17 protein-coding genes are annotated in these 25,294 nt (G+C 71.6%); 15 read left to right on the forward strand and 2 right to left on the reverse strand.

The features are described from left to right. The first annotated feature begins 38 nt into the window (after positions 1 to 38). The 7 genes from QRD43_RS12820 to QRD43_RS12850 all read left to right on the forward strand — a co-directional run bounded on the left by QRD43_RS12820 (position 39) and on the right by QRD43_RS12850 (position 15,815). The gene (locus tag QRD43_RS12820) at positions 39 to 7,013 is read left to right on the forward strand and encodes an Hpt domain-containing protein (protein ID WP_285982863.1); all 6,975 of its coding nucleotides are present in this window, start codon (positions 39 to 41) and stop codon (positions 7,011 to 7,013) included. A 131-nt stretch (positions 7,014 to 7,144) separates the two neighbouring features. After that, positions 7,145 to 8,125 (forward strand): GGDEF domain-containing protein, encoded by a 981-nt coding sequence (locus QRD43_RS12825; RefSeq protein ID WP_285982864.1) that lies wholly within the window; start codon positions 7,145 to 7,147, stop codon positions 8,123 to 8,125. Positions 8,126 to 8,296: 171 nt separating this feature from the next. Beyond that, positions 8,297 to 8,995: a TetR/AcrR family transcriptional regulator gene (locus QRD43_RS12830; protein WP_285982865.1), complete on the forward strand. Its 699-nt coding sequence runs from the start codon at positions 8,297 to 8,299 to the stop codon at positions 8,993 to 8,995. Positions 8,996 to 9,060: 65 nt separating this feature from the next. Then, positions 9,061 to 10,497, forward strand: coding sequence for a TolC family protein (locus QRD43_RS12835; protein ID WP_285982866.1), 1,437 nt, complete (start codon positions 9,061 to 9,063; stop codon positions 10,495 to 10,497). 20 nt (positions 10,498 to 10,517) lie between these two features. Further along, positions 10,518 to 11,648 (forward strand): efflux RND transporter periplasmic adaptor subunit, encoded by a 1,131-nt coding sequence (locus QRD43_RS12840; RefSeq protein ID WP_285982867.1) that lies wholly within the window; start codon positions 10,518 to 10,520, stop codon positions 11,646 to 11,648. 10 nt (positions 11,649 to 11,658) lie between these two features. Then, positions 11,659 to 14,748, forward strand: a complete 3,090-nt coding sequence (locus QRD43_RS12845; RefSeq protein WP_285982868.1) for an efflux RND transporter permease subunit — start codon at positions 11,659 to 11,661, stop codon at positions 14,746 to 14,748. Then, complete coding sequence (locus QRD43_RS12850) at positions 14,745 to 15,815, forward strand: alpha/beta hydrolase family protein (protein ID WP_285982869.1); 1,071 nt, start codon at positions 14,745 to 14,747, stop codon at positions 15,813 to 15,815. The genes QRD43_RS12845 and QRD43_RS12850 overlap by 4 nt, the downstream gene beginning before the upstream one ends. Positions 15,816 to 15,836: 21 nt before the next feature. On the opposite strand, the gene QRD43_RS12855 is transcribed toward QRD43_RS12850, so the two are convergent. Continuing rightward, positions 15,837 to 17,294, reverse strand: coding sequence for a cryptochrome/photolyase family protein (locus tag QRD43_RS12855; RefSeq protein ID WP_285982870.1), 1,458 nt, complete (start codon positions 17,292 to 17,294; stop codon positions 15,837 to 15,839). A 58-nt stretch (positions 17,295 to 17,352) separates the two neighbouring features. On the opposite strand from QRD43_RS12855, the gene QRD43_RS12860 reads away from it, so the two are divergent. From QRD43_RS12860 to QRD43_RS12895, 8 genes are read left to right on the forward strand one after another with little or no spacing between them, the layout of a single operon-like run. Next, a complete protein-coding gene (locus QRD43_RS12860) occupies positions 17,353 to 17,931 on the forward strand; it encodes a YqgE/AlgH family protein (protein WP_285982871.1) in 579 nt (192 codons plus the stop codon). Then, positions 17,928 to 18,389, forward strand: coding sequence for a Holliday junction resolvase RuvX (ruvX, locus tag QRD43_RS12865; protein ID WP_285982872.1), 462 nt, complete (start codon positions 17,928 to 17,930; stop codon positions 18,387 to 18,389). The genes QRD43_RS12860 and ruvX overlap by 4 nt, the downstream gene beginning before the upstream one ends. Then, positions 18,386 to 18,895 carry a bifunctional pyr operon transcriptional regulator/uracil phosphoribosyltransferase PyrR gene (gene pyrR / locus QRD43_RS12870; protein ID WP_285982873.1) on the forward strand — a complete coding sequence of 170 codons (510 nt, stop codon included), beginning with the start codon at positions 18,386 to 18,388 and terminating at the stop codon, positions 18,893 to 18,895. Before ruvX ends, pyrR begins: the two co-directional genes overlap by 4 nt. A 5-nt stretch (positions 18,896 to 18,900) precedes the next feature. Then, positions 18,901 to 19,857, forward strand: a complete 957-nt coding sequence (locus QRD43_RS12875) for an aspartate carbamoyltransferase catalytic subunit (RefSeq protein ID WP_285982874.1) — start codon at positions 18,901 to 18,903, stop codon at positions 19,855 to 19,857. A gap of 14 nt (positions 19,858 to 19,871) precedes the next feature. Further along, complete coding sequence (locus tag QRD43_RS12880; RefSeq protein ID WP_285982875.1) at positions 19,872 to 21,179, forward strand: dihydroorotase; 1,308 nt, start codon at positions 19,872 to 19,874, stop codon at positions 21,177 to 21,179. 4 nt (positions 21,180 to 21,183) lie between these two features. Next, complete coding sequence (locus tag QRD43_RS12885) at positions 21,184 to 21,915, forward strand: lysophospholipid acyltransferase family protein (RefSeq protein ID WP_285982876.1); 732 nt, start codon at positions 21,184 to 21,186, stop codon at positions 21,913 to 21,915. Positions 21,916 to 21,940: 25 nt separating this feature from the next. After that, complete coding sequence (locus QRD43_RS12890; RefSeq protein ID WP_285982877.1) at positions 21,941 to 23,509, forward strand: thymidine phosphorylase family protein; 1,569 nt, start codon at positions 21,941 to 21,943, stop codon at positions 23,507 to 23,509. A gap of 31 nt (positions 23,510 to 23,540) precedes the next feature. Then, positions 23,541 to 24,431, forward strand: a complete 891-nt coding sequence (locus tag QRD43_RS12895; protein WP_285982878.1) for a ribose-phosphate diphosphokinase — start codon at positions 23,541 to 23,543, stop codon at positions 24,429 to 24,431. Positions 24,432 to 24,456: 25 nt separating this feature from the next. On the opposite strand, the gene QRD43_RS12900 is transcribed toward QRD43_RS12895, so the two are convergent. Next, complete coding sequence (locus QRD43_RS12900) at positions 24,457 to 25,245, reverse strand: hydroxypyruvate isomerase family protein (protein ID WP_285982879.1); 789 nt, start codon at positions 25,243 to 25,245, stop codon at positions 24,457 to 24,459. Positions 25,246 to 25,294: the final 49 nt, after the last annotated feature.

Genomic DNA, 25,294 nt, shown 5'->3' on the forward strand with positions numbered 1-25,294 from the left:
CCACAGCAACAAAACAGATCTAGAAGGCAAGACCCGGCATGGATTTCCCGCGCGATTCCGAGTTCCCCGCGGACCTCAGCCCCCTGGCCTGGGTGCAGGAGGAATTGCGCCGCTCCCTGGAGTCAGTGCACAAGACCTTGCGCCGTGTGCTGCGTGACAACGAGAGCCGCAGCACCCTGATGCTCGGCGGCGAGCCCCAGGGCCCGCACCAGCTGATGGAGGCCGCTGCCGCGCAGCTGCACCAGCTCGTGGGCGTGGTGTCCGTGGTGGGTCTCCCGGCCGGCGCCAAGCTGCTGGGCGCCAGTGAGCGTGCGCTGCGTCATCTGGCGACCGCCCCCCACAACCTGGACCTGCATGCCGTCGAGGCCGTCGAGCGCGCGCATTTCGCGCTGCTGGCCCTGATCACCCGCATGCTGGCGGGCAATGCCGTCTCCACGCTGGCCCTGTTCCCGTCCTACCGCGACCTCTCCGAGCTGGCGCAGGCCGAGCGCGTGCATCCTGCCGATCTGTGGCACCACGAGTGGACCTGGCGTGAAGTGCCGGGCTTCCCGCCGGTGTCGGGGCTGCGCCCGGATGCGGTGCGCAACGTCTTCGAGTCCGCCCTCCTCAAGCAGATGCGGGCGCCGGCGCCCAGCCACGCCCGCCTCCTGAGCGAGCTGTGCGCGGGCCTGGGTGCGTCCGCTGCCGACCAGCAGTCCCGCACGCTGTGGCAGCTGGCCTCGGCCCAGTTCGAGGCCCAGGCCCAGGGCCTGCTCCAGACGGACAACTACGCCAAGCGCCTGGGCTCGCGCCTGCTGTCGCAGCTGCGCGCCGGCAGCTCGGGCGAGGTGAGCGTCTCCGACCGCCTCGGCCAGGATCTGCTGTTCTTCTGCGCCCAGGCCCGCCTGCCGGCGCAAGCCAGCCAGGCGCCGCGCCTGAACGCCGTGCGTGCCGCCTACCACCTGGAATCGGCCGCCACCGGCAACTACGAGGACCAGAGCCTCGGCCGCATCGACCCGAACTGGGTGGCGCAGGCCAAGCGTCGCGTGCATGCCGCCAAGGAGGGCTGGTCCGCCGCCGCCGAGGGTGAATCGCATCGCCTGGCGAGCCTCAGCGAGCAGTTCGCCGCGCTGTCCGAGTCCCTCGGCCAGCTCTTCCCCGAAGGTGCCGTCCTGGGCGAGGTGCTGCAGCGTGCCGTCGTCGCGACGCTGCGCTCCAACCAGCCGCCCGTGCCGCATCTGGCCATGGAAGTGGCCACGGCCATCCTGTACATCGAGGCCGCGCTGGATGACGCCGCCTTCGACCAGCCCGAGCAGGCCGAGCGCGTGCGCTCCCTGGCCCGACGCGTGTCGTCCGTGGCCCGCGGCGAGGCGCCCGAGGAACTCGAAACCTGGATGGAGGATCTGTACCGCCGGGTCTCCGACCGCCAGACCCTCGGCAGCGTCGTGCACGAGCTGCGCGCCAGCCTCACCGAGATCGAGCGCCAGATCGACGAGTACTTCCGCGACCCCGCCAAGCGCGAGGTCCTGATCCCCGTGCCGGGCCAGCTGCAGAGCATGCGTGGCGTGCTGAGCGTGCTGGGCATGGACCAGGCCGCGCTGGCCTGCGTGCGCATGCGCGACGAGATCGATGCGCTCGCCAGCACCGAGGTCGACCCGAGCCTGGCCGGTCCCAAGGAAATCTTCGATCGCCTGGCCAACAACCTGGGCGCCCTGGGCTTCCTCATCGACATGCTCAGCGTGCAGCCGCAGCTCGCCAAGCGCATGTTCCATTTCGATGAAGTGTCCGGCAGCCTGAATTCCGAAGTGCGGCGCCAGAAGAGCGCGCCGGTCGCGGTGCCCAACTCGTCCGACCTCCTCAGCCAGGTGCAGGCCGCGGCCGCGGCCGTGGCGTCCGGCGAGCTGCCGGCCGAGGACCTGGCCCGCAGCCTCGAACTCATCGCCCTGCAGGCCCGTGCCGCCGACGAAACGTCCGTGGCCGAGGCCGCGCAGTCGGCCAAGCAGATGCTGGATGCGGCCCGCCCCGAGACCGTCGAGGGCGCCACCGCTCCGGCCGGTGCCGACGAGGCCCGCGCCCAGGCGGCCCAGTCCCTCAACGACCTGGTCGCCGCCCGCACGCCGGTGATGCCGGAGCTGCCGCCCGTCAGCGCGCCCATCCCCGAGGATCCCGCCGCCCTGGACCAGGAAATGCTGGAGATCTTCCTGGCCGAGGCCGAGGAAGTCTGCCAGACGGCTCGCGAGGCCCTGCAGGCCCTGGGCGAGCAGAGCCAGAACCTGGAGCACATGACCACCGTGCGCCGGGCCTTCCACACGCTCAAGGGCAGCTCGCGCATGGTCGGGCTGAACGAGTTCGGCGAAGCCGGCTGGGCCTGCGAGCAGCTGTACAACGCCCGCCTGTCCGAGCAGAAGGGCGCCGACAAGGCGCTGCTGGACTTCACGCACCAGGCCCTCGACTACTTCGACACCTGGGTGGCTGACATCGGCGCCCAGCGCTTCGGCCGCCACAGCGCCGCACCGCTGCGCCAGAGCGCCGACGCCCTGCGCCTGCATGGCCAGTACCTGCCGCTCGTGGCCGTCGCTGCGCCCGAACCCGTGCAGGCAGCCGGGGTCGAGCCCGTGGCCGCGCCGTCCGCCCCCGAACCGATGGCGGACGTGCCGGCCGAGCTGCCGCCGGCCTTTGCCGTCACCGAGATCAACGGTGCGCTGTCGGACGACGACACCGCCGCGCTGCCCGAGCTGAGCCTGGATCTGACCGAGCTTGCCGAGCCCGCGGCCGAGATCACCCCGGTGGTCGAGGCGCCCGCGCAGCCGCCGGAAGTGCCGGCCGAACTGCCGATCGAACTGCCGACCGAATTGCCGACCGAATTGCCGGAGCTGGGCGAGACGCTCTCGCTGGACGAGCTGCCCGAGCTGGGCGAAGTCATCGAAATGCCGGTGCTGTCGGACGATGTCGACGAGGTGCCGGTGGTGGCGGCGCAGGCCGACGACCTGTCGCTGGACCTGTCGCTGGACGCCCTGGCTGCGACGCCGGCCGATCCGGAGCCCCTCGCCACCGAGCCGATGCCGCTCGAGATGGCCCCGGAAGCCGCCGCCGTGCCAGTCCTGGAACCCCTGAGCCTGGACCTGCCGGACGAGCCGGCCGATGCCGTGGACAGCACGCTGCGTCTGGCGGCCCAGGACCTGCCGTCCGCCGATGCCCTGGGCGAGCTGCTGCACCTCGACCTCGAGGTGCCGCTGGAAGCCCCGCAGGTGGCCGAGGCCGCCGAGCCGTCGCTCGACCTGTCGCTGCTGGAAGACCTGGGCGAAGTCCAGGCCGCCATGCCCGAACTGCAGGTCCTCAGCCCTGACGACACCCCGACGATGGCGCTGCCCATCGCCAACGCACAAGCCGACGTGCAAGCCCTCGGCGACGACGCGCTGCCGGCCTTCGAGCTGCCCCTGGTCGAGCCGGCCGATGCCGTGCCGGACGTCGCCGACGCGCTGGCCGTCGAGTCCCTGGACACCGACGCCCTGGACCTGCCCGCCGTGCTGGAAGTGGCCGACGTTGTCGAGCTGGCCGATGTGACCGATGCCGTCACCCCCGTGGTGGACGAGGCCGTGCGCACGGCGCCTCAGCTCACGCTGGTGAGCGACCAGGGCCATGCCGTGGGCGCCGACGACGCCTCCGCGCTGGCCTCGGACGCACCGGTCGAGGAAGGCGAGGACGACGAAAGCGTCAAGGTCATCGGCCCGCTGCGCATCAGCATCAGCCTCTTCAACATCTTCCTGAACGAAGCCGACGAACTCTCGCGCCGCCTGAGCACCGAGCTGTCCGAGTGGTCGCTGCAGCTTAACGACACCGTGCCGGCCGCCTGCGAGGCCCTCGCGCACAAGCTCGCGGGCAATGCCGCGACGGTGGGCTACGAGGACCTGTCCGACCTGGCCCGGGCGCTGGAGCACGCCCTGGAGCGCGCCGCCCTGGCCGGCCGCTACACCGAGAAGGACGCCGAGACCTTTGTCCGGGCCGCGGAAGACATCCGCCGGCTGCTGCACCAGTTCGCCGCCGGCTTCCTCAAGCCGGTCGAGCCCGGCCTGGTCGAGGCGCTGCAAGCCTACGAGGCCCTGGACCGCCGCGATCCGCTGGATGACAGCACGGACAGCGACTACGACCAGCTCGCCGCCCTGGTGGCGACCGAGGACCTGGAGTCGGATGCCGCACCGCTGCCTGCCATTGCCGAGACCGTCGAGGCGCACGAGGCCGAGCTGCCGGTCGTGGCCGAGGTGATCGAGGTCGCCGAAGTGGCTGACATTGCCGACGTGCCCGACGTCGCTGAAGAGGCTCAGGCCGCACCGGTGCAGACCGTGGCCGTCGAGGACTTCCCCAGCGGCGAGGCCGATCACATCGACGACGAGCTCTTCCCGATCTTCGAGGAAGAGGCCGACGACCTGCTCCAGAGCCTGCATGCCGCGATGCGCGAATGGCAGGCGGCACCGGCCGATGCGAGCCGCGCCGCGGCCTGCATGCGTCATCTGCACACCTTCAAGGGCGGCGCACGCCTGGCCGGCGCCATGCAGCTGGGCGAGCTGGCGCACGAGCTGGAAAGCTCCATCGAACGCCTGCTGGGCGGCGGTGCCGTCGACGCCATGGGCGTGATGGCGCTGCAGGACGATGCCGATGCCCTGGAAGCCGCCTTCGAACGCCTGCGTGAACGCCTCAAGGGTGGCGGCGCGCCGGCACCCGTGGCACCCGTGGTGGCCCCGAAGCCGGCACCCGAAGCGCCCGCGCCGGTGCTCAGCGCCGACGCCGCCCATGAGATGGAAGCCGCGCTGGCCCTGGCCGCCGAGGCCGCCGCCGCACCGGCTGAAGCGCCGGCGGACGAGCTGGCCGTGGAAGCCGTGGAGGCCGTGGCGCCGAGCGCCGACGTCGTGTCCGCCGAGGCGGTGGACGGGGCTGTGGAAGTCGCTCCCGAGACCGAAGCCGTCGCCGGGGACGCTCCTGTCGAGCCGCTGGCCGAGACCGTTCCGGCCGAGGCCCTGCTGCCGGTGTCCGACGTCGTGTCGGAGGCCGTGCCCGACGAGCTGCTGTCCGCCTTTGGCGAGCTGCCGCCGGTCCAGATCGCGACGCCTGCGCCCGTGGCCGCCAGGCCCATCGACTGGGCGCAGTTCGCCAGCGGCAAGGAACTGGAATCCGACAGCGCGATGCTGTCGCAGGCCCAGTCCGTGGTGCGTGTGCGTGGCCCGGTGCTGGAGCGCATGGCCACGCAGGCCGGCGAAGTCTCGATCCGCCGTGCCCGTCTGGAAGGCGAGCTGGGCGCCATGAAGACCGCGCTGGTCGACCTGGAGGACAACCTGGAACGTCTGCGCGCCCAGCTCCGCGAGCTGGAAGTGCAGGCCGAAGCCCAGATGGGCTCCAGCCGCGAGGTGGCCAAGCAGCTGGGTCGCGACTTCGACCCGCTCGAGTTCGACCGCTACACCCGCTTCCAGGAACTGACCCGCATGATGGCCGAGTCGGTGAACGACGTGGCCACCGTGCAGCGCAGCCTGCTGCGCAACGTGCAGCTGGGTGAAGATGAGCTGGCGGGCCAGTCCCGTCTGACGCGCGAGCTGCAGGATGACCTGCTGCGCACGCGGATGGTGGAGTTCGAATCGCTGGCCGAGCGGATGCACCGCGTCGTGCGTCAGGCCTCCCGCGAGGTCGGCAAGCAGGTCCAGCTGGAGATCACCGGCGGCCACGTCGAACTGGACCGCTCGGTGCTGGAGCGTCTGATTGGCTCCTTCGAGCATCTGCTGCGCAACAGCGTGATCCACGGCATCGAGTCGCCCCAGAAGCGCGAGGCCGCGGGCAAGGCCGCGGTCGGCCACATCCACGTGCAGCTGGCCCAGGAAGGCAACGAGGTCGTGCTGCGCTTCACCGATGACGGCGCCGGCCTGAACCTGCCCCGCATCCGCGAGCGCGGCATCGCCCAGGGCCTGATCAAACCCGACACACAGCTGACCGACGAGCAGCTGATGGCGCTGATCTTCGCGCCCGGCTTCTCGACCGCCCACGAGGTGACCGAGCTGGCTGGCCGCGGCGTGGGCATGGACGTCGTCCGCTCCGAGGTCAACACGCTGGGCGGCTACGTCGAGACCCAGAGCCGCGAAGGCATGGGCACCAGCTTCGCACTGCGCGTGCCGCTGACCACCGCGCTGACGCAGGTCGTGCAGCTGCGCTGCGGCGACCTGGTCGTCGCCGTGCCCGCCAACCTGATCGACTCCGTGCTGCGCCTGCCGCCGGCCCAGGTCGAGAAGGGCTACGAGTCCGGCGCCCTGCAGCTGGGTGAGATGAACGTGCCGATGTACTGGCTGGGCGGCCTGCTGCAGGCCGGCGAGCGTGGCCACATCCACGGCCGCACGGCGTCCGTGGTGCTGGTGCGCAGCGCCCACCAGCGCGTGGCCCTGCACGTCGACGAAGTGGTCGGCAACCAGGAAGTCGTGATCAAGAACCTCGGCCCGCAGCTGATCCACGTGCCGGGTCTGGCCGGCATCAGCCTGCTGGCTTCGGGCGACGTGGCCCTGATCTACAACCCGGTGGCCCTGGCCAACGTCTACGGCGAGCATGCGCAGGCCCTGGTCCGCGCCGATGCCGAGGCGCTCGCCGCCCAGGCCTCGGTCGTGGTCGAGGAGAAGCTGCCGCCGCTGGTCCTGGTGGTGGACGATTCCCTCACGGTGCGCCGCGTCACGCAGCGTCTGCTGGAGCGCGAAGGTTACCGGGTCAAGCTGGCCAAGGACGGCCTGGACGCGATGGAGCAGCTGGCCGCGGACGAACTGCCGGGCGTGGTTCTCTCGGACATCGAGATGCCTCGCATGGACGGCTTCGACCTGGTCCGCAACCTGCGCGCCGACCCGCGTCTCAAGGCACTGCCGGTGATCATGATCACCTCGCGGATCGCGCAGAAGCACCGCGACTATGCGCACGAGTTGGGCGTTGACGACTATCTGGGCAAGCCCTATGACGAGGATCTGCTGCTGAGCCTCATTGCTCGCTACACTGCCGAGGTGCCAGTGGCTGCCTGATCCCCAGGGGGGCTGCAGCCCCCCTTCCTCGTTTTTCGAAGGCCCGCGGGGCCGGAGCGTCCTCACAGGCCGTCATGTCCGAAGTCGTTGAGCATCTGGCAGAGTTGACCGGGTTCCGGGATCGGGACGTCATGGACGTCACCCTGGTTTCGGCCCTGCGTGATCTGCTGGAGCCGCTCTCCGTGGCCATCTTCCGCTGCGTGGGTGAGCCGGGCCAGCAGCGCTGGCTGACGCGGGCGCGCCTGGCGGCGGACGACGCCGTTGCCTCGGCCGACTCCCTCTGGACGGAGCCCGGCCGCCTGCCGCTGCTGAGCGCCTTCCCGCAACGCCAGGCCTGCCTGGACAGCCGCACCATCCTGCACAGCGAGGTGGACGGCGCCCATGAGACGCTCTTTCCGCTCCAGACCGACCGCGAGGTCATCGGCGTGCTTGAGGTGCGCTCGCTGGAGCTGCTGACCCCCTCCGAGCAGCGCACGGTGGGCAGCATCCTGCGGATCTATCACAACTTCCAGGGCCTGCTCGACTACAGCGAGCGGGACACCCTCACCGGGCTGCTGAACCGCAAGACCTTCGACGAGAGCTTCCTCAAGGCTGTCAGCGAGCTGCCTCACCATCCCGTCACGGCATCGGCGGAGGACGGCCGGCGCCACGAGCCGGCGTCCACGCACTGGTGGCTGGGTGTCATCGACATCGACCACTTCAAGCAGGTGAACGACCGCTTCGGCCACCTCATCGGCGACGAAGTCCTGCTGCTGCTCTCGCGCCTCATGCGCAACAGCTTCCGCTTCAACGACCTGCTCTACCGCTTCGGCGGCGAGGAGTTCGTGGTGCTGATGCGCTGTGCCGATGAGCCCGATGCGGCCCACGCCTTCGAGCGCCTGCGCCACAACACCGAGTCCTACGCCTTCCCGCAGGTGGGGCGCATCACGGTGAGCGTGGGCTTCACCGAAGTCCGGAGCGGGGACACCCCTGCGAGCGCCTTCGAGCGGGCGGACAAGGCCGTCTATCACGCCAAGTCCCACGGCCGCAACCAGGTCCACAGCCACGCCGAGCTGGTCCGCTCCGGCGAGATGACCGAACACGAACAGCACAGCGACATCGAGCTGTTCTGACGCCGCCGGCCCACGGCGTTCCGTCCTTCCCTGACGTCTGAGCCGCGGAGTCTCCACCCGTTGGGGGCGGCGCTGCGCACCATCTTGGGGCCGCCGTGCGGCGGGCGTCGATGCCAGGCCAGGTTCTGGGGTTAATCAATCGATTGATTAATTTCGCTAGAATCCGCCGCCATGTCCTCCCCAGCCTCTTCCGGTGTCGAAATGCCCGACGCCATGCCCCTCACGCCCGAGACCGGCACCCGTGAGCGCCTGCTCCGCGAAGCCCTTCGCATCTTCGGTGCCAAGGGCTTCGACAAGGCCAGCACCCGCGAGATCTGCCAGGCGGCCGGTGCCAACATCGGCATGATCAAGTACTACTTCGGCGACAAGCAGGGCCTGTACAGCGAGGCCCTGATGCGGCCCATGGAGGCCATCATCCAGGGCATCCCCTGGCAGGCGGGGCAGGCGCTGGACCTGACGTCGTGGCTGCAGCAGCTGTACGGCGCCTTCGTGGCGCCCCTGCGCCGGCCCGACTCCGGCCTGGTCGATCTCATGCGGGTCTGGGGCCGCGAGCTCTCGGACCCCACGCCCGTGGGCGAGCAGGTCTGCATGGCCTTCATGCAGCCCTTCCATGACCAGCTGATCGCCTCCCTGGGGCAGCGCCTGGGCGTGGTGGCGCCGGATCCGGGCGTGCACCGGCTCGGCTTCGCCCTCATGGCCCTGGTGCAGGACTACTGGACTTCCGCCGACTACATGGAGGCGCTGGCGCCAGGCAGCGTGCACGCCGAGGGCGCGCTCGACGAGGTGCTGGAGACGCTGGTCTGCTACGGCGAGGCCCTCATCCAGGCCGAGACCGCCCGTCGGCACCGCCGGCGGCCCAGCGGTCCATGACCTCTGTCCGGCCCCCCGCTTGCCCTCGAACCTTCCGCCCAGATTCCAAGAGACCAAGGACGCTGATGCGAACGCCTACTCTGATAACCCCTGCCGGCCACCCGCCGGTGACCCGGCATCGCCCCCCGCGGCCGCTGGCGGCCGTGGCCCTCGCGGTGCTGATGAGCGCCTGCGCGGTGCAGGCGCCGCCGCTGGGCGAGCGGCCCACGCCGGCCACGCTGCCGGCGGCCTGGCAGGCCCCCGCACCGGAGGCCGGCCGCACGCCCGTGCCGGATTGGCTGATGTCAGCCGATCCGGTGCTTGGCGGCCTGCTGGAGGCCGTGCAGGCCCGCTCGCCCGGGCTGCAGCAGGCCGTCGCCCGGCGTGACGAGGTGCGGGCCCTGGCCGGGCTGAGCCCCGGCGGCCCGCGCGTGCAGGGCCTGGCCCAGGTCCAGCGAACCCGGTCGGTGCAGCCCGCCGGCAGCCCGGCGCTGACGCAAGCACTGGCCCAGGTCGACGCCAGTTGGGAAGTGGACCTCTTCGCCCGTGTGCGCCAGCAGTCGCAGGCCCTGGCCCAGCGCGCCGACGGGGCGCAATGGGAGCTGGCGGCCGCGCGCCTGAGTCTCCTGGTCGAGGTCACGCAGCTCTACCTCGCGCTGCGCAGTGGCGAGCAGCTCCAGGCGCTGTCGATCGAGGAGGAGCAGATCACCGAGCGCCTGGCCGCCCAGGCCGCCCAGCGCCAGCGCGCCGGCTTCGAGACGCCGGCGCAGCAGGCGCTGCTGGCCGGTGCCGCCGCCGAGGCCCGGCAGCGCCGCCTGGCCCAGCAGCTGGAGCTGGACGTGATGGTCAAGGGGCTGGTTGCCGCGACCGGGCTGGACGAAGGCGCGCTGCGCCAGCGTCTCGCCACCGGCCAGGGACGCCTGCCAGCCTGGCCCGCGCTGGCCGTGCCCGCGGTGCCGGCCGATGCGCTGCAGCAGCGGCCGGACCTGGTCGCCGCCCGGGCGCAGGCAGCGGCCGCCTGGTATGAGTCGGGGGCTGCGCAGGCGGCACGTTATCCGCAGCTGCAGTTGCTGGGCAGTGTCAGCGTGCTGGGCGTGAAGCTGGGCGGCGAGCGTGACGAGAGCCGTGGCTGGAGCTTCGGCCCCTCGCTGAGCGTGCCGCTCCTGGACGGCGGTGCGCGCCGGGCCGATGCCGAGGCCGCCCTGGCCCGCTGGCGGCAGGCCGAGGCCGCCTGGCGGCTCGCGGCCACGCAGGCCGTGCGCGAGGTGGAGGAGGCGCTGCTGCGCGTGGCGGCGCAGTCCGCCCGCCTGGAGGCCGCGCAGGCCAGCCTCGCCAGCTACGACAAGGCCCTCAAGGGCACGGAGCAGCGCTGGCGCCACGGGCTGGCCAGCGCTTCGGAACTCGATGAACAGCGCCGCCTGACCCTGGCCGCGCGCAGCCAGCTGCTGCAGCTGCAGCGCGAGGGCCTGGGCGCCTGGCTGTCTCTCTACAAGGCCGTCGGTGGCGGCTTCACGCCGGCCTGACGCCGATGCAAAGGTATTCCATGAGCATTCGATCCCTGATCTCCCGCCGTCCGGCGCTGCTGCTGGCCCTCGCCGGCCTGGTGGGGGCCGCGCCGGCCCTCGCCGCGGACAAGGACAAGCCGGCCGCGACGGCCGCCAAGCCCGCACTCAGCGTGCAGCTCACGACGCCGCAGAATGGCAGCTGGACCCGCCGCACGCCCGCCGTGGGCGCCGTGGCGCCCTGGGCCGAGCAGCACGTCAGCGCCGAGACCGGCGGGCTGGTGATCGTCGAGGTGCGTGCCCAGGTGGGCGATGTGGTGAAGCGCGGCCAGCTGCTGGCCCGTCTGCAGGATCTCGGCGTGCAGGCCGACCTGGCCCAGGCCCGCGCCGCGCTCGCCGAGGCCGAGGCGGCCCATGAGCTGGCTCAGGCGGATGCCCAGCGCGCCCGCCAGATCGAGGCGGAGGGCGGCGAAGGCCTCTCCCGCCAGGCGCTGCAGCAGTACCAGGCCCAGGCCCGCAGTGCCGCGGCACGGCTGCAGTCGGCTCAGGCCCGTGTGAAGTCCGAGGAGCTGCGCCTGAGCCAGACCCGCATCGTGGCCAGTGACGACGGCGTGGTCAGCGCCAAGGCCGCCGTGGAAGGCGCCGTGGCCCAGCCGGGCCAGGAGCTGTTCCGCCTGATCCGACAGCAGCGGCTCGAGTGGCGGGCCGAGCTGCCCGCCGAGCTGCTGGCTCAGCTCAAGCCCGGTGCGCGTGCGCAGGTCCAGCTGCCCGGGCGCGCCGAACCGCTCGACGCCCGCCTGCGCACCATCGCCCCGACGGTGGACCCGCAGACGCGCATGGGCATCGCCTACGTGGACCTGCCCGCAGGCACCGGCCTGCGGGCCGGCAGCTTCCTGCAGGGCAGCTTCGAGCAGGGGGCGGGCGAGGCGCTGCATGTGCCGCAGAGCGCCGTGCAGCTGCGCGAGGGCTTTGCCTACGTCTTCAAGGTCAGCACCGACGGCCGCGTGCAGCAGACCAAGGTGAGCCTGGGCCGTCGCCAGGGCGACCGTGTGGAAGTGCTGCAGGGCCTGGAGCCGGCGGCGCGCATCGTCGCGGCGGGTGTCGGCTTCCTGGCGGACGGCGACCGCGTGCAGGTCGTGACCGCCGCCCCGGCTGCTGCCGCCTCGCGCTGAGGGAGTCCGCATGAACATCTCAGCCTGGTGCATCCGCAACCCCATTCCGGCGGTGCTGCTCTTCATCATGCTCAGCCTGGGCGGCCTGGCCGGCTTCCGGGCGATGAAGATCCAGAACTTCCCCGACATCGACCTGCCCACCATCACCGTGACGGCCTCGCTGCCGGGCGCCGCCCCGGGCCAGCTGGAATCGCAGGTGGCGCGCAAGCTGGAGAACCAGATCGCGACGCTGCAGGGCGTCAAGCACATCTACACCAGCCTCAATGATGGCGTGGCCACGGTCACGGCGGAATTCCGCCTGGAGAAGCGCACGCAGGAGGCGCTGGACGACGTGCGCGAGGCCGTCTCGCGCGTGCGCTCGGACCTGCCGGCGGACATGCGCGACCCGATCATCTCCAAGCTGGACCTGAGCGGCTCGCCCATCCTCACCTACACCGTCGCCTCGGACCGCAAGGACGAGGAGGCGCTGTCGTGGTTCGTGGACCACGAGGTCGCCAAGCGCATGCTGGCCGTGCGCGGCGTGGGCGCGGTGGCGCGCGTGGGCGGCGTGACGCGCGAGGTGCGCGTGGCGCTGGACCCGCTGCGGCTGATGGCGCTGAACACGAGCGCGGCGGACGTCTCCCGCCAGCTGCGTCAGATCCAGCAGGAAGCCGCGGGCGGCCGCATGGACCTGGGCGGCGCCGAGCAGTCGGTGCGCACGCTCGCCACGGTGCAGAGTGCCGAGGAGCTGGCGGCAATGGAGATCAGCCTGCCGGACGGCCGCCGCCTGCGCCTGGACCAGGTGGCGACGGTCAGCGACACCGTCTCCGAGCCGCGCTCGGCCGCCTTCCTCGACGGCAAGCCCGTCGTGGGCTTCGAGATCACCCGCACCAAGGGGGCGGGCGAGGTCGAGGTGGCGCAGGGGGTGCGGGCCGCGGTCGAGGAACTCCGTGCGGCGCACCCCGAGGTCCGCTTCGACGAGTCCTTCAACTTCGTCGATCCGGTCGAGGAGAACTACAGCGGCTCCATGTACCTGCTGTGGGAGGGCGCGCTGCTGGCGGTGGTCGTGGTGTGGTTCTTCCTGCGCGACTGGCGCGCCACGCTCGTGGCGGCCACCGCGCTGCCGCTGTCGGTGCTGCCGACCTTCGGCCTGATGTACCTGATGGGCTTCACGCTCAATGTGGTGACGCTGCTGTCGCTGTCCCTCGTGGTGGGCGTGCTGGTGGACGATGCGATCGTCGAGATCGAGAACATCATGCGCCACCTGGCCCAGGGCAAGACGCCCTTCGATGCGGCCATGGAGGCGGCGGACGAGATCGGCCTGGCCGTGATCGCCACCACCTTCACGCTGATCGCCGTGTTCCTGCCGACGGCCTTCATGAGTGGCGTGCCGGGCAAGTTCTTCGTGCAGTTCGGCTGGACGGCGGCCATCGCGGTGTTCTTCTCGCTGGTGGTGGCGCGCATGCTCACGCCCATGATGGCGGCCTACGTGCTGCGCCCGCCGAAGCAGGACCACACCGATCCCGCCTGGCTGAAGCGCTACCTGGGCTGGGCCCGCTGGGCGCTGAAGCATCGCATCGCCACGCTGGCCCTGACGACGGTCTTCACGGTGGGCTCCATGGGCCTGGCAGGGCTGCTGCCCACCGGCTTCCTGCCGCCGGACGACCTGTCGCAGACGCAGGTCACGCTGACGCTGCCGCCGGGCAGCACGCTCAAGGAGACGCTGGCGCTGACGAAGCAGGCGGAAGCGCTCGTGAAGGCGCATCCGCAGGTGAAGCTGATCTACACGGCCGTGGGCGGCGGCAGCGCCGGCTCCGATCCCTTCATGGGCAGCGGGGCCGCCAGCGTCACCAAGGCCACGCTGACGCTGAACCTCACGCCGCGCAAGGACCGGCCGGGCATCAGCAAGCAGCGCATCGAATCCGAACTGCGCGACCGCCTGGCGCAGGTGCCCGGCGCCCGCGTCAAGGTGGGCTTCGGCGGCTCGGCCGAGAAGTACATCCTCGTGCTGGCCGGCGAGGACGGCGAGGCGCTCGCGGCCCATGCCGCCAAGGTGGAGCGCGAGCTGCGCGGCCTGCCGGGCATCGGCGCCGTCACCTCGAGCGCCAGCCTCGTGCGGCCTGAGCTGCAGCTGCGGCCGGACTTCGCCCGCGCGGCGGACCTGGGGGTGAGCGCCGCCGCCATCGCGGACACGCTGCGCGTCGCGACGATCGGCGACTACGAGCAGTCGCTCGCCAAGCTGAACCTCGCGCAGCGCCAGGTGCCCATCGTCGTGCGCCTGCCCGATGCCGCGCGCACGGACCTCGACCTGCTCGCGCGCCTGCCGGTGCCGGGCGCGAAGGGGCCGGTGCCGCTGGGTCAGGTCGCCGAGCTGAGCTACGCGAGCGGCCCCTCGCAGATCGACCGCTACGACCGCCAGCGCAACGTCAACTTCGAGATCGAGCTCAACGGTCAGCCGCTGGGCGACGTCGAGCGCCAGGCCCAGGCGCTGCCGAGCCTCAAGCAGCTGCCGCCGGGGATCAGCCAGGCCGCCATTGGCGATGCCGAGGCCATGGGCGAGCTCTTCGCGAGCTTCGGCCTGGCCATGCTGACCGGCGTGCTGTGCATCTACGTCGTGCTCGTGCTGCTGTTCAAGGACTTCGTGCAGCCGGTGACCATCCTGGCGGCGCTGGTGCTGTCGGTGCCGGGGGCCTTCCTCGCGCTCTTCGTCACGCACACGGCGCTGTCCATGCCTTCGATGATCGGGTTGATCATGCTCATGGGCATCGCCACGAAGAACTCGATCCTGCTGGTGGACTACGTGGTCCTGGCGCGTCGCGACCACGGCCTGAGCCGTTACGAGGCCATCCTCGACGCCTGCCGCAAGCGCGCGCGCCCGATCGTGATGACGACCATCGCCATGGGCGCCGGCATGATGCCCATCGCCCTGGGCCTGGGCGTGGATCCGAGCTTCCGCGCGCCCATGGCCATCGTGGTGATCGGCGGCCTGATCACGTCCACCTTCCTGAGCCTGCTGGTGATCCCCATCGTGTTCAGCTACGTGGATGACCTGATCGGCCTGATCAGCCCGGCCCGCCGGCGCGAGCGCCGCGCGGCCCGGCTGCAGGAGGCGCAGGCATGAAGCGCTGTGAGCGGCTGAGCCCCGTGCATCGCTGGCTGCGCGGGGCGGGGATGGCGCTGACCGTCCTGCTGGTGGCGGGCGGCGTGCTGGGCTGGCAGTCGCAGGCGCGGTCGGCGCAGGCGACGGAGTCGGCGGTGGCCGCGTCGTCGGTGGCGTCGGCAGCGACGGCCCCCGCCGCGGCCGCCTCCGCCCCGGCGGCCGAGGTGCTCGACCTGGACTGGCAGGACGACAGCCGTCAGCGCCCGGTGCCGGTGCGTCTGTACTGGCCGGCGCAGGCGCAGGCGGGGCAGCCGGTGCCGCTGGTGCTGTTCTCGCATGGCATCGGCGGATCGCGCCGCGGCTACAGCTACCTGGGCGCCTACTGGGCGTCCCAGGGGGTGGCCGCACTCCATGTGCAGCATGTCGGCTCCGACCGCGGCCTGTGGTCCGGCAACCTGCTGCAGCTGGTGGGCCGCCTGCAGGGCGCCGCGAAGGAGGACGAGGCACTGAACCGCGTGCAGGACGTGCGCTTCGCCCTCGACCAGCTGCTCGCGAGCCCCTACGGCCCGCAGATCCGCCGTGACGCCATCCTGGCGGCCGGCCATTCCTACGGGGCCAACACGACGCTCCTGCTGGCCGGCGCGCGGGTCGAGCGCGAGGGCCGGGTGCTGGCGCTGGCCGAGCCGCGGCTGCGGGCGGCCATCGTGATCTCGGCGCCGCCGTTCTATGGTGAGGCCGAGCCGCAGCGCATCCTCGCCGGCGTGCGCGTGCCCACGCTGCACATCACCGCGACCGACGACGTGATCCGCATTCCCGGCTACTACTCGCCGGCCAGCGACCGCCTCCAGGTCTTCGAGGCGACGGGCGGCCCGGCCAAGGCGCTCGCCGTGTTCCAGGGCGGCTCCCACAGCATCTTCACGGACCGCAGCGGCACCGGCGGCGTCGCCCTGAATCCGCAGGTGAAGGCCGCGACGCGCGAGCTGACGATGGCCTTCGTGCGGGAGGTGCTGGACGGCGACCGCCGCGAGCTGGAGGCGTGGCCCCAGCGGCATGCGGCCTTGCTGAACCGCTTCCAGCCCGCGCCGTGAGCGGCCGGCCCGGGCGGGCGCTCAGGCCTCGGGCAGGGCGCGCGACTTGACCACGGCATAGCGCGCCAGCGTCGTGGCGCGGGCCTCGTCGTGGCGCACGACGGGAGGCGGGTAGTCGCGCCCCAGCACCACGCCGGCGGCCTGCAGTGCCAGCGGCGGCGCCTCCCAGGGCGCATGGCGCAGCCGGGGCGGCAGCGCGGCCAGCTCGGGCACGTAGCGCTCGATGAAGCGGGCCTCGGGGTCGAACTTCTCGCTCTGGCTCACCGGATTGAAGATGCGGAAGTAGGGCTGGGCGTCGCAGCCGCTGGACGCCGCCCACTGCCAGCCGCCGTTGTTGGCCGCGAGGTCGAAGTCCAGCAGCAGCCGTGCGAACCAGGCCTCGCCGCGCCGCCAGTCGAGGCCCAGGTCCTTCACCAGGAAGCTCGCCGTGACCATGCGCAGGCGGTTGTGCATGTAGCCGGTCTGGGCCAGCTGGCGCATCGCGGCGTCGACCAGCGGGTAGCCCGTCCGGCCCTCGCACCAGGCGGCGAAATGGGCGTCGGCCTCGGGGCCTGTCGCCCATTCGATGCGGTCGTACTCGGGGCGGAAGGCCTGCGTCACGACGTGCGGGTGGTGGTGCATCACCTGGTGGTAGAAGTCCCGCCAGATCAGCTCCGAGAGCCACACGGCCGCGCCGGCTTCCCCGGCCTGCGCGCGGCTCCAGGCCTCGCGCGCCAGACGTCGGATGGAGATGGTGCCGAAGCGCAGGTGCACGCTCAGGTAGCTCGGGCCCTTGATGGCGGGGAAGTCGCGCTGCTCGTCGTAGCGCGCCATGCGGCCGAGGAAGTCCTGGAAGAGGGCCTCGGCGCGGGCCGAGCCGCCGCTCAGCAGGGCCGGCAGCGCCAGCGGCTCGAAGCCGATGCTGGCGAGGCTGGGCACGCCGCGGGCGGGGCAGGGCGCCAGCGCCGCGGCATGGCGCGCGATGGGATAGCTGGACAGGAAGAAGGGCGTGAGCTGCTTCAGCCAGGCGTTCTTGTAGGGCGTGAACACGCCGTAGGGCTTGCCCTGGCCGGTCAGCACCTCGCTGCGCTCGAAGATCACGTGGTCCTTGAAGCTCAGGAAGGCGCGCCGCTGCCGGGCCAGGGCCTGGCTGACCTGCGCGTCGCGGGCGAGGGCGGCGGGCTCGTCGTCATGGTTGCAGTAGACGGCGTCCACGCCGAGCTCGGCCGCCAGGCGGGGGATCTCGTCCCGGGCGACGCCATGGCGCACGAGCAGCCCGGCGCCCGGCTGCAGCGCGGCCAGGGCCTCGTCCAGCGATTCGAGCGACTGCAGGATGAAGGCCACCCGCCGGTCGGCCCGGGGGAGGGCGTCCAGGATCTCGGTGTCCAGCACGAAGGCGCAGGTCACCTGGCGGCTGTTCTTGAGGGCGTGATGGAGGGCGGCGTGGTCCTCGGCGCGCAGGTCGCGGCGGAACCAGACCAGAGATTTGTCATGGCGCATGGGCCCGCAGTGTCCGCGAAGCAGGGGCGCCCGAACAGCCAGCCCCTAAAATGCCCCCATGTCCAAGGACCGCATCGACCTGACCAACCAGTTCCTCATCGCCATGCCCGGCATGGCCGACGACGCTTTCGCCGGCTCGGTGGTCTACATGTGCGAGCACAACGAGAAGGGCGCCCTGGGCCTCGTGATCAACAAGCCCATCTCCCTGACGGTGGGCAACCTCTTCGAGAAGGTCGAGCTGAACCTCCCCGACGAGACCCTGGCGGCCCGCCCCGTCTTCTATGGGGGCCCGGTCCAGACGGAGCGTGGCTTCGTGCTGCACGAGCGCCTGGACGAGCAGGGCGGCCACTACAACGCCACGCTGGCCATCCCGGGCGGCCTGGAGATGACGACGAGCCGCGACGTCCTCGAGGCCTTGAGCCACGGCGCCGGCCCGCGCAAGCTGCTCGTGACGCTGGGCTACAGCGGCTGGGCCGCGGGCCAGCTCGAGGAGGAGATCGGCCGCAATGGCTGGCTCACCGTCGACGCCGCGCCCGAGATCATCTTCGAGACTCCCGTCGAGCAGCGCTACGAGCGCGCCCTCGCGCTGCTGGGCATCGACCCGCGCATGCTGAGCACGGAGGCGGGGCACGCATGAGCGCAGACCGCTCCCCCGCCACTCCAGCCGCCCCTGCGTCCAGCGCCCCCGTTTCCGCTTCGCCCGAGCTGCCGCCTCCGGCCTCGCTGCTGGCGTTCGACTTCGGCACCCGCCGCATCGGCGTCGCCAAGGGGCACGTGATGCTCAAGCAGGCCGAGCCCCTGCGCGCAATCACGGTCAGCGGCGACGCCCGCTTCGACGCCATCGCGCGGCTCATCAAGGACTGGCAGCCGGACGCCTTCGTGATCGGCGTGCCCCGCCACCCCGACGGCGCCGAGCACGACATGACCGCCGCCGCGCGCAAGTTCGGCCGCCAGCTCAGGAGCCGCTTCCGCCTGCGCGTGTACGAGGTGGACGAGCGCTACACCAGCGTCGAGGCCGAGAGCCTGGGCGCCCGCGACGTCGACTCCACGTCGGCCGCCCTCATTCTTGAACAGTACTTCCGAGAGCATTCATGAGCACCTTACTCCTCGATGCCGAGGCCTTGTACGCCGACCTGCGCCAGGGTGTGCAGCGGCTGCTGGCCACACGCCCGCAAGGCGGGATCGCCCTCGTGGGCATCTGGTCCGGCGGCGCCTGGCTGGTCGAGCGTCTGGCCGCGGACCTGCCGCTGGACGCGCACGGCGTGATCTCCAGCTCCCTGCACCGCGACGACTTCGGCTCCAAGGGCATGACCGTGGGCAGCGACCACACGCGCCTGCCCTTCGAGGTCGACGGCCGCCACATCGTGCTGGTCGATGACGTGCTCTACACCGGCCGCACCGTGCGTGCCGTGATCAACGAGCTCTTCGACTTCGGCCGCCCCGCCAGCGTGCAGCTGGCCGTGCTGGTGGACCGCGGCGGCCGCGAGCTGCCCATCGAGCCGGTCTTCTCGGCCGCCCGCGTCAACCTCGCCCCCGCCCAGCGCCTGCGCCTGGCCAAGGACGAGGCCGGCAGCTTCAGCTTTGATGTCAAAGGAGCCTGAGCCCCATGCTGTCCAAGCGCAACCCCCAGCTGAACACGCACGGCGAGCTGGTGCACCTGCTCTCCATCGAGGGCCTGCCCCAGGCCGTCATCCACCAGATCCTGGACACCGCCGGCACCTTCCTGTCGGTCAATGACCGCGAGGTCAAGAAGGTCCCGCTGCTGCGCGGCAAGTCGGTGTTCAACCTCTTCTTCGAGAACAGCACCCGCACGCGCACCACCTTCGAGATCGCCGCCAAGCGGCTCTCGGCGGACGTGATCAACCTCGACATCGCCCGCAGCTCCACCGCCAAGGGCGAGACCCTGCTGGACACGGTCGCGAACCTCTCGGCCATGCACGCCGACATGTTCGTGGTGCGCCACAGCGAGAGCGGCGCGCCCTACCTGATCGCCCAGCACTGCGCACCGCACGTGCACGTGGTGAACGCCGGTGACGGCCGGCATGCCCACCCGACGCAGGGCCTGCTGGACATGTACACGATCCGTCACTACAAGAAGGACTTCCGCAACCTGACGGTGGCGATCGTCGGGGACATCGTGCACTCGCGCGTGGCCCGCTCCGACATCCATGCGCTGAACATCCTCGGCGTGCCCGAGATCCGCGCCGTCGGCCCCAAGACCCTGGTGCCGGGGGACCTGCGCGAGATGGGCGTGCGCGTGTGCCACGACCTCGAGTCGGGCATCAAGGACGCCGACGTCATCATCATGCTGCGCCTGCAGAACGAGCGCATGAACGGCGCCATGCTGCCGAGCACGGGCGAGTTCTTCAAGAGCTTCGGCCTGACGCCCGAGAAGCTGCAGCTGGCCAAGCCCGACTGCATCGTGATGCACCCCGGTCCCATCAACCGCGGCGTGGAGATCGCCTCCGAGGTGGCCGACGGCCAGCAGAGCGTGATCCTGCCCCAGGTGACCTTCGGCATCGCGGTGCGCATGGCCGTGATGAGCATCCTGGCCGGCAACTGAGCGGAGAACAGCAAGTGAAGATCCTGATCAAGAACGGCCGCCTGGTGGATGCGGCTTCCGGGCTGGACCGCGTGGGGGACCTCGCCATCGCCGCCGGCCGCATCGTGGCCCTGGGCGATGTGCCGGCGGACTTCGACGCCCAGCGCGTGATCGACGCCACCGGGCTCGTGGTGGCACCGGGCCTCGTGGACCTGTGCGCCCGGCTGCGCGAGCCGGGCCATGAGCACGAAGGCATGCTGGAGACCGAGCTCGCCGCGGCCGCCGCGGGCGGCATCACCAGCCTCGTCTGCCCGCCCGACACCGACCCGACGCTGGACGAGCCCGGCCTCGTCGAGATGCTCAAGTTCCGCGCCCGCAAGCTCAGCATGTGCCGGCTCTTCCCGCTGGGCGCGCTGACCCGCGGCCTCAAGGGCGAGCAGCTGACCGAGATGGCCGAGCTGACGGAGGCCGGCTGCGTCGGCTTCTCGCAGGCCGAGGTGCCCATCCGCAACACGCAGTTCCTGCAGCGCGCGCTGCAGTACGCGGCCACCTACGACTACACGGTGTGGCTGCATCCGATGGACCCGTGGCTCTCCGGCGGCGTGGCCGCGAGCGGCGCCGTGGCCACGCGCCTGGGCCTCTCCGGCCTGCCCGTGACGGCCGAGACCATCGCCCTGCACACCATCTTCGAGCTGATGCGGGCCACCGGCGCGCGCGTGCACCTGTGCCGGCTCTCGAGCGCGGCGGGCGTGGCGCTGCTGCGCGCCGCGAAGCAGGAGGGGCTGCCGGTGACGGCGGACGTGTCCATCAACTCCCTGTGCCTGACCGACGTCGACATCGGCTACTTCAACACCGCCATGCGCCTGACGCCGCCGCTGCGCCAGGGCCGCGACCGCGACGCGCTGCGCGCCGCGCTGGCCGACGGCACGATCGACGCGCTGGTCTCCGACCACATGCCGGTCAGCGCCGACGAGAAGAACGTGCCCTTCGCCGAGGCCACGCCCGGTGCCACGGGCCTGGAGCTGCTGCTGAGCGTCGCCCTCAAGTGGGCCGAGGATGCCCAGCTGCCGCTCGCGCGCGCACTGGCCGTGGTCAGCAGCGAGCCGGTGCGGGTGCTGGGCAATGCGCTCGGTTCGCTCTCGGCCAGCGCCGGCCGCCTGGTGGAGGGCGGCGTGGCCGACCTGTGCCTGTTCGACGCCGGCGCCCGCTGGGCCGTCAAGCCGGATCAGCTGCTGAGCCAGGGCACGCACACGCCCTTCGCCTTCGAGGTCAGCGGCTTCGAGCTGCCCGGCCGCGTGAAGACGACGATCGTGGCCGGCACGCTGGCCTACGAGGCGCACTGAGCCCATGCGCGGGCTGGTCGGGCTCTGGCGTCTGCTGCGGCTGACGCTGCACGTGATCCACGGGCTGCTGATCGTGCAGCTGCGCTTCGGCACCTACACGCCGGCGCAGCGGCAGGGGCGGGTGGCCTGGTGGTCCGGCAAGATGCTGCGCCTGCTGGGCATCACGTGGGCCAGCCAGGGGCAGCCGCGCCCCGGCGCCAAGCTGCTGGTGGCCAACCATGTCTCCTGGCTCGACATCGCGGCGGTCCATGCGCTCATGCCGGAGGCACGCTTCGTCTCCAAGTCGGACGTCAAGGCCTGGCCGCTCGTCGGCACGCTGGTGACGGCGGTGGGCACGCTCTACATCGAGCGTGCCTCCAAGCGCGATGCGCTGCGCGTGGTGCACCAGTGCGCCGAGGCGCTGCGGGCCGGCGACACCATCGCCTTCTTCCCCGAGGGCACGACCGGCCCCGGCCCCGAGCTCCTGCCCTTCCACGGCAATCTGCTGCAGGCGGCCATCGCCACCGAACTGCCGGTGCAGCCCGTGGTGCTGCGCTGGCACGAGCCCGGACAGCGCTACAGCCACAGCGCCCGCTTCATCGGGGACACGACCCTGGTGCAGAGCCTCTGGCGCGTCGTGACGGCCCGGGGCCTGGCCATCGAGCTGCAGGTGCTGCCGGCCCACGCCACGGCCCATGCCGACCGCCGTCTGCTCGCCGATCATCTGCGCGACTTGATCGCCGCCAAGCTTGGCTGAGCACGCGCGGGACTACCATCCGGGCATGAGCGCCCAAGCCTCCCATCTCCAGATCCGCCGCGTCGGCATCGACACCTGGCGCGAGAACGTCGCCTACCTGCACCGGGACTGCCCCGTGGTCCGCGCGGCGGGCTTCCAGGCGCTGTCCAAGGTCGAGATCCACGCCAACGGCTGCACCATCCAGGCGGTGCTGAACGTGGTGGATGACGAACGCATCGTCAGCATCTGCGAGCTGGGCGTGAGCGAGGAGGCCTTCGCGCGGCTGGGCGTCGCCGAGGGCCACGTCGCGAGCATCGCCCATGCCGAGCCGCCGCACTCCATCGCGGCCCTGCACCGCAAGATCAATGGCGAGCGCCTGGGCCGCGAGGACCTGATGGCCATCATCAAGGACATCGCCGAGGCCCGCTATTCCAAGATCGAGCTGGCGGCCTTCGTGGTCGCGACCAACCAGGTCGAGCTGGACCGCGAGGAGGTGCTGCACCTCACCGAAGCCATGATCGCGGTCGGCCGTCGCCTGGACTGGCGCGCACAGGTGGGCTCGGGGCCGGTCGTGGACAAGCACTGCATCGGCGGCATCCCGGGCAACCGCACGTCCATGCTCGTGGTGCCCATCGTCGCGGCGCACGGCATGCTGTGCCCCAAGACCAGCTCGCGCGCCATCACCTCGCCCGCCGGCACGGCCGACACCATGGAGGTGCTGGCCAACGTCGAGCTGCCCTTCGACCGCATGGTGAGCATCGTGCGCGACCACCATGCCTGCCTCGCCTGGGGCGGTACGGCGGACCTCTCGCCGGCGGACGACATCCTCATCAGCGTCGAGCGGCCTCTGTCCATCGACTCCCCGGGGCAGATGGTGGCGTCCATCCTGTCCAAGAAGATCGCCGCCGGTTCCACGCACCTCGTGCTCGACATCCCGGTGGGCGAGAGCGCCAAGGTGCGCTCGATGGCCGAGGCGCACCGGCTCAAGAAGCTCTTCGAGTTCGTGGCGGAGCACCTGCGCCTGCAGCTGGACGTGGTCATCAGCGACGGCCGCCAGCCCATCGGCCGCGGCATCGGTCCGGTGCTGGAGGCGCGCGACGTGATGCAGGTGCTGCGCGGGGACCCCGCGGGACCGCACGACCTGCGCCAGAAGTCGCTGCGCCTCGCCGGCCGCATGATCGAGTTCGACCCCGATGTGCGGGGCGGGCAGGGCTACCAGATCGCCCGGGACATCCTGGAATCCGGCCGTGCGCTGGCGCAGATGGAGGCCATCATCGACGCCCAGGGCCGCCGCGCCGAGCCGCCTTCGCTGGGGGCGCTGAGCACCGAGATCCTCGCGCCGCAGGACGGCGTGGTGCTGGCTCTGGACAACCTGCGCATCGCCCGCATCGCCCGCCTGGCCGGCGCGCCGCAGGTGCCCGGCGCGGGCCTGGACCTGCTGCGCAAGCTGGGCGACCCGGTGAAGGCCGGCGAGCCGCTCTACCGCATCCATGCCCAGTACCCGACGGACCTGCAGTTCGCCCGCGAGCTGGCGGCCCGGGACAGCGGCTGCCGCCTGGGCAGCGCCGCCGACTGGGCCGAGGCCTCGCACGCCGCGGGCTTCTTCTCGATCTGATCACCTCCTGAACCCGACCCTGAACTGCGCCATGGCTCAAGACCTGACCCTGCTGCTCGCCTTCGAGGACGAAGCGCCCCTGGCCCGCGAACTGGCGGAGGCCCTCGGCCTGCGCCTGGACTTCATCCGCCGCCACCGCTTCCCCGATGGCGAGCTGCGCCTCGTGCTGCCCAAGCCGCTGCCCGAGCGCGTGATCCTCTTGCGCGGCCTGCAGCAGCCCAACGAGAAGATGGTGGAGCTGCTCATCGCCGCGCCCGCCGCGCGGGAGCTCGGGGCGCAACGCCTGACCCTCGTCACGCCCTACCTCGCCTACATGCGCCAGGACATCGAGTTCACCCCCGGCGAGGCTGTCAGCCAGCGGCATGTGGCGCGCTGGCTGGCCCAGCTCTTCGACCGCGTGATCACGCTGGACCCGCACCTGCACCGCATCAGCAGCCTGGACGAGGTCATGCCGCCCGGTGTCGGCGTGGCGCTGTCCGTCGCCCCGGTGCTGGGCGCCTGGATCGCCCGCCACGTGCCGGGCGCACTGCTGATCGGGCCGGACGAGGAGTCGGGCCAGTGGGTCAAGGAAGCCGCCCAGGCCGGCGGCCTGGATCACGCCGTGGGTCGCAAGCTGCGCGAGGGCGACCACCAGGTCCGCCTGGCCCTGCCCGACGTCGAGGTGAAGGGCAGGGCGGTCGTGCTGCTGGACGACATGGCCTCCACCGGCCGCACCCTGATCGGCGCGGCCGAGCAGTTGCTGGCGCGCGGGGCGGCCTCGGTGGACGTGGCGGTCACGCATGCCCTTTTCAACGGCGATGCCTTGCCTTTGCTGAAGGCGGCAGGCGTGCGCCATGTCTGGAGCAGCAACGCGGTGCCGCACGAGAGCAACGCCGTCAGCGTCGTGCCCCTCATCGCCGCGGCCATCGACGCGCGCGGCTGAGCGCAGGCCAGCCGGACCTGCTGGCTCAGTCCCTGAGCCAGGGGCGGGCCCAGCCCAGCCCTTCACGGGTGCCCGAGGCAGGCCGGTACTCGCAACCCACGTGGCCGGTGTAGCCCCAGTCGTCCAGCGCCTGCAGCAGCGCTTCCACGCGCAGCTCCCCGCGATCCGGCTCGTGCCGGTCCGGCGCGCCGGCCACCTGCACATGGCCCAGCCGGCCGCGCTCGAAGGCGTCGCGCAGCTTGTGGAGCACCTCGCCCTCGCTGCGCTGGCAGTGGTAGGCATCGAACTGCAGCAGCACGCGCGGGTCGTTCAGCTGATCCAGCAGCGCGTGCGCCTGCGCCTGGCTGTGCAGGAAGTAGCCGGGCATGTCGAGGCGGTTGATGGGCTCGATGCACAGGCGCAGGTCGCCGTCACCGACCTGCTCGGCGGCCCAGCGCAGCTGGGCGAGGTAGCCGTCCTGAGCCGCCTCCGGCGAGACCGAGGTCTCCGGCACGCCGGCCATCACATGCAGGCGCAGCGTGCCCATGATGCCGGCGTAGTCCAGCGCGCGCAGCAGGCCCTCCCGGAAATCCTCGTGCCGATGCGGCAGGCAGGCGAGGCCGCGATCGCCCGCGGCCCAGTCGCCGGCCGGCGCATTGAACAGGGCCAGGCGCAGGTCCAGCGCCTGCAGCTGTGCGGCGAGGCGCGCCGCCGGCTCGGCGTAGGGGAAGAGGATCTCGCAGGCCGCGAAGCCGTCCGACCGCGCCGCGGCCCAGCGTTCGGCGGCCGGCAGCTCCTGGTACAGGAAGGAGAGGTTGGCAGCGAGTGCGGGCATGGTCGACGATACCGTTGAATAGTTCACGGGGCCCTGCGGCAGCGCCGAT

This window comes from Roseateles subflavus, from assembly GCF_030285365.1.
Lineage (GTDB): Bacteria > Pseudomonadota > Gammaproteobacteria > Burkholderiales > Burkholderiaceae_C > Roseateles_B > Roseateles_B subflavus.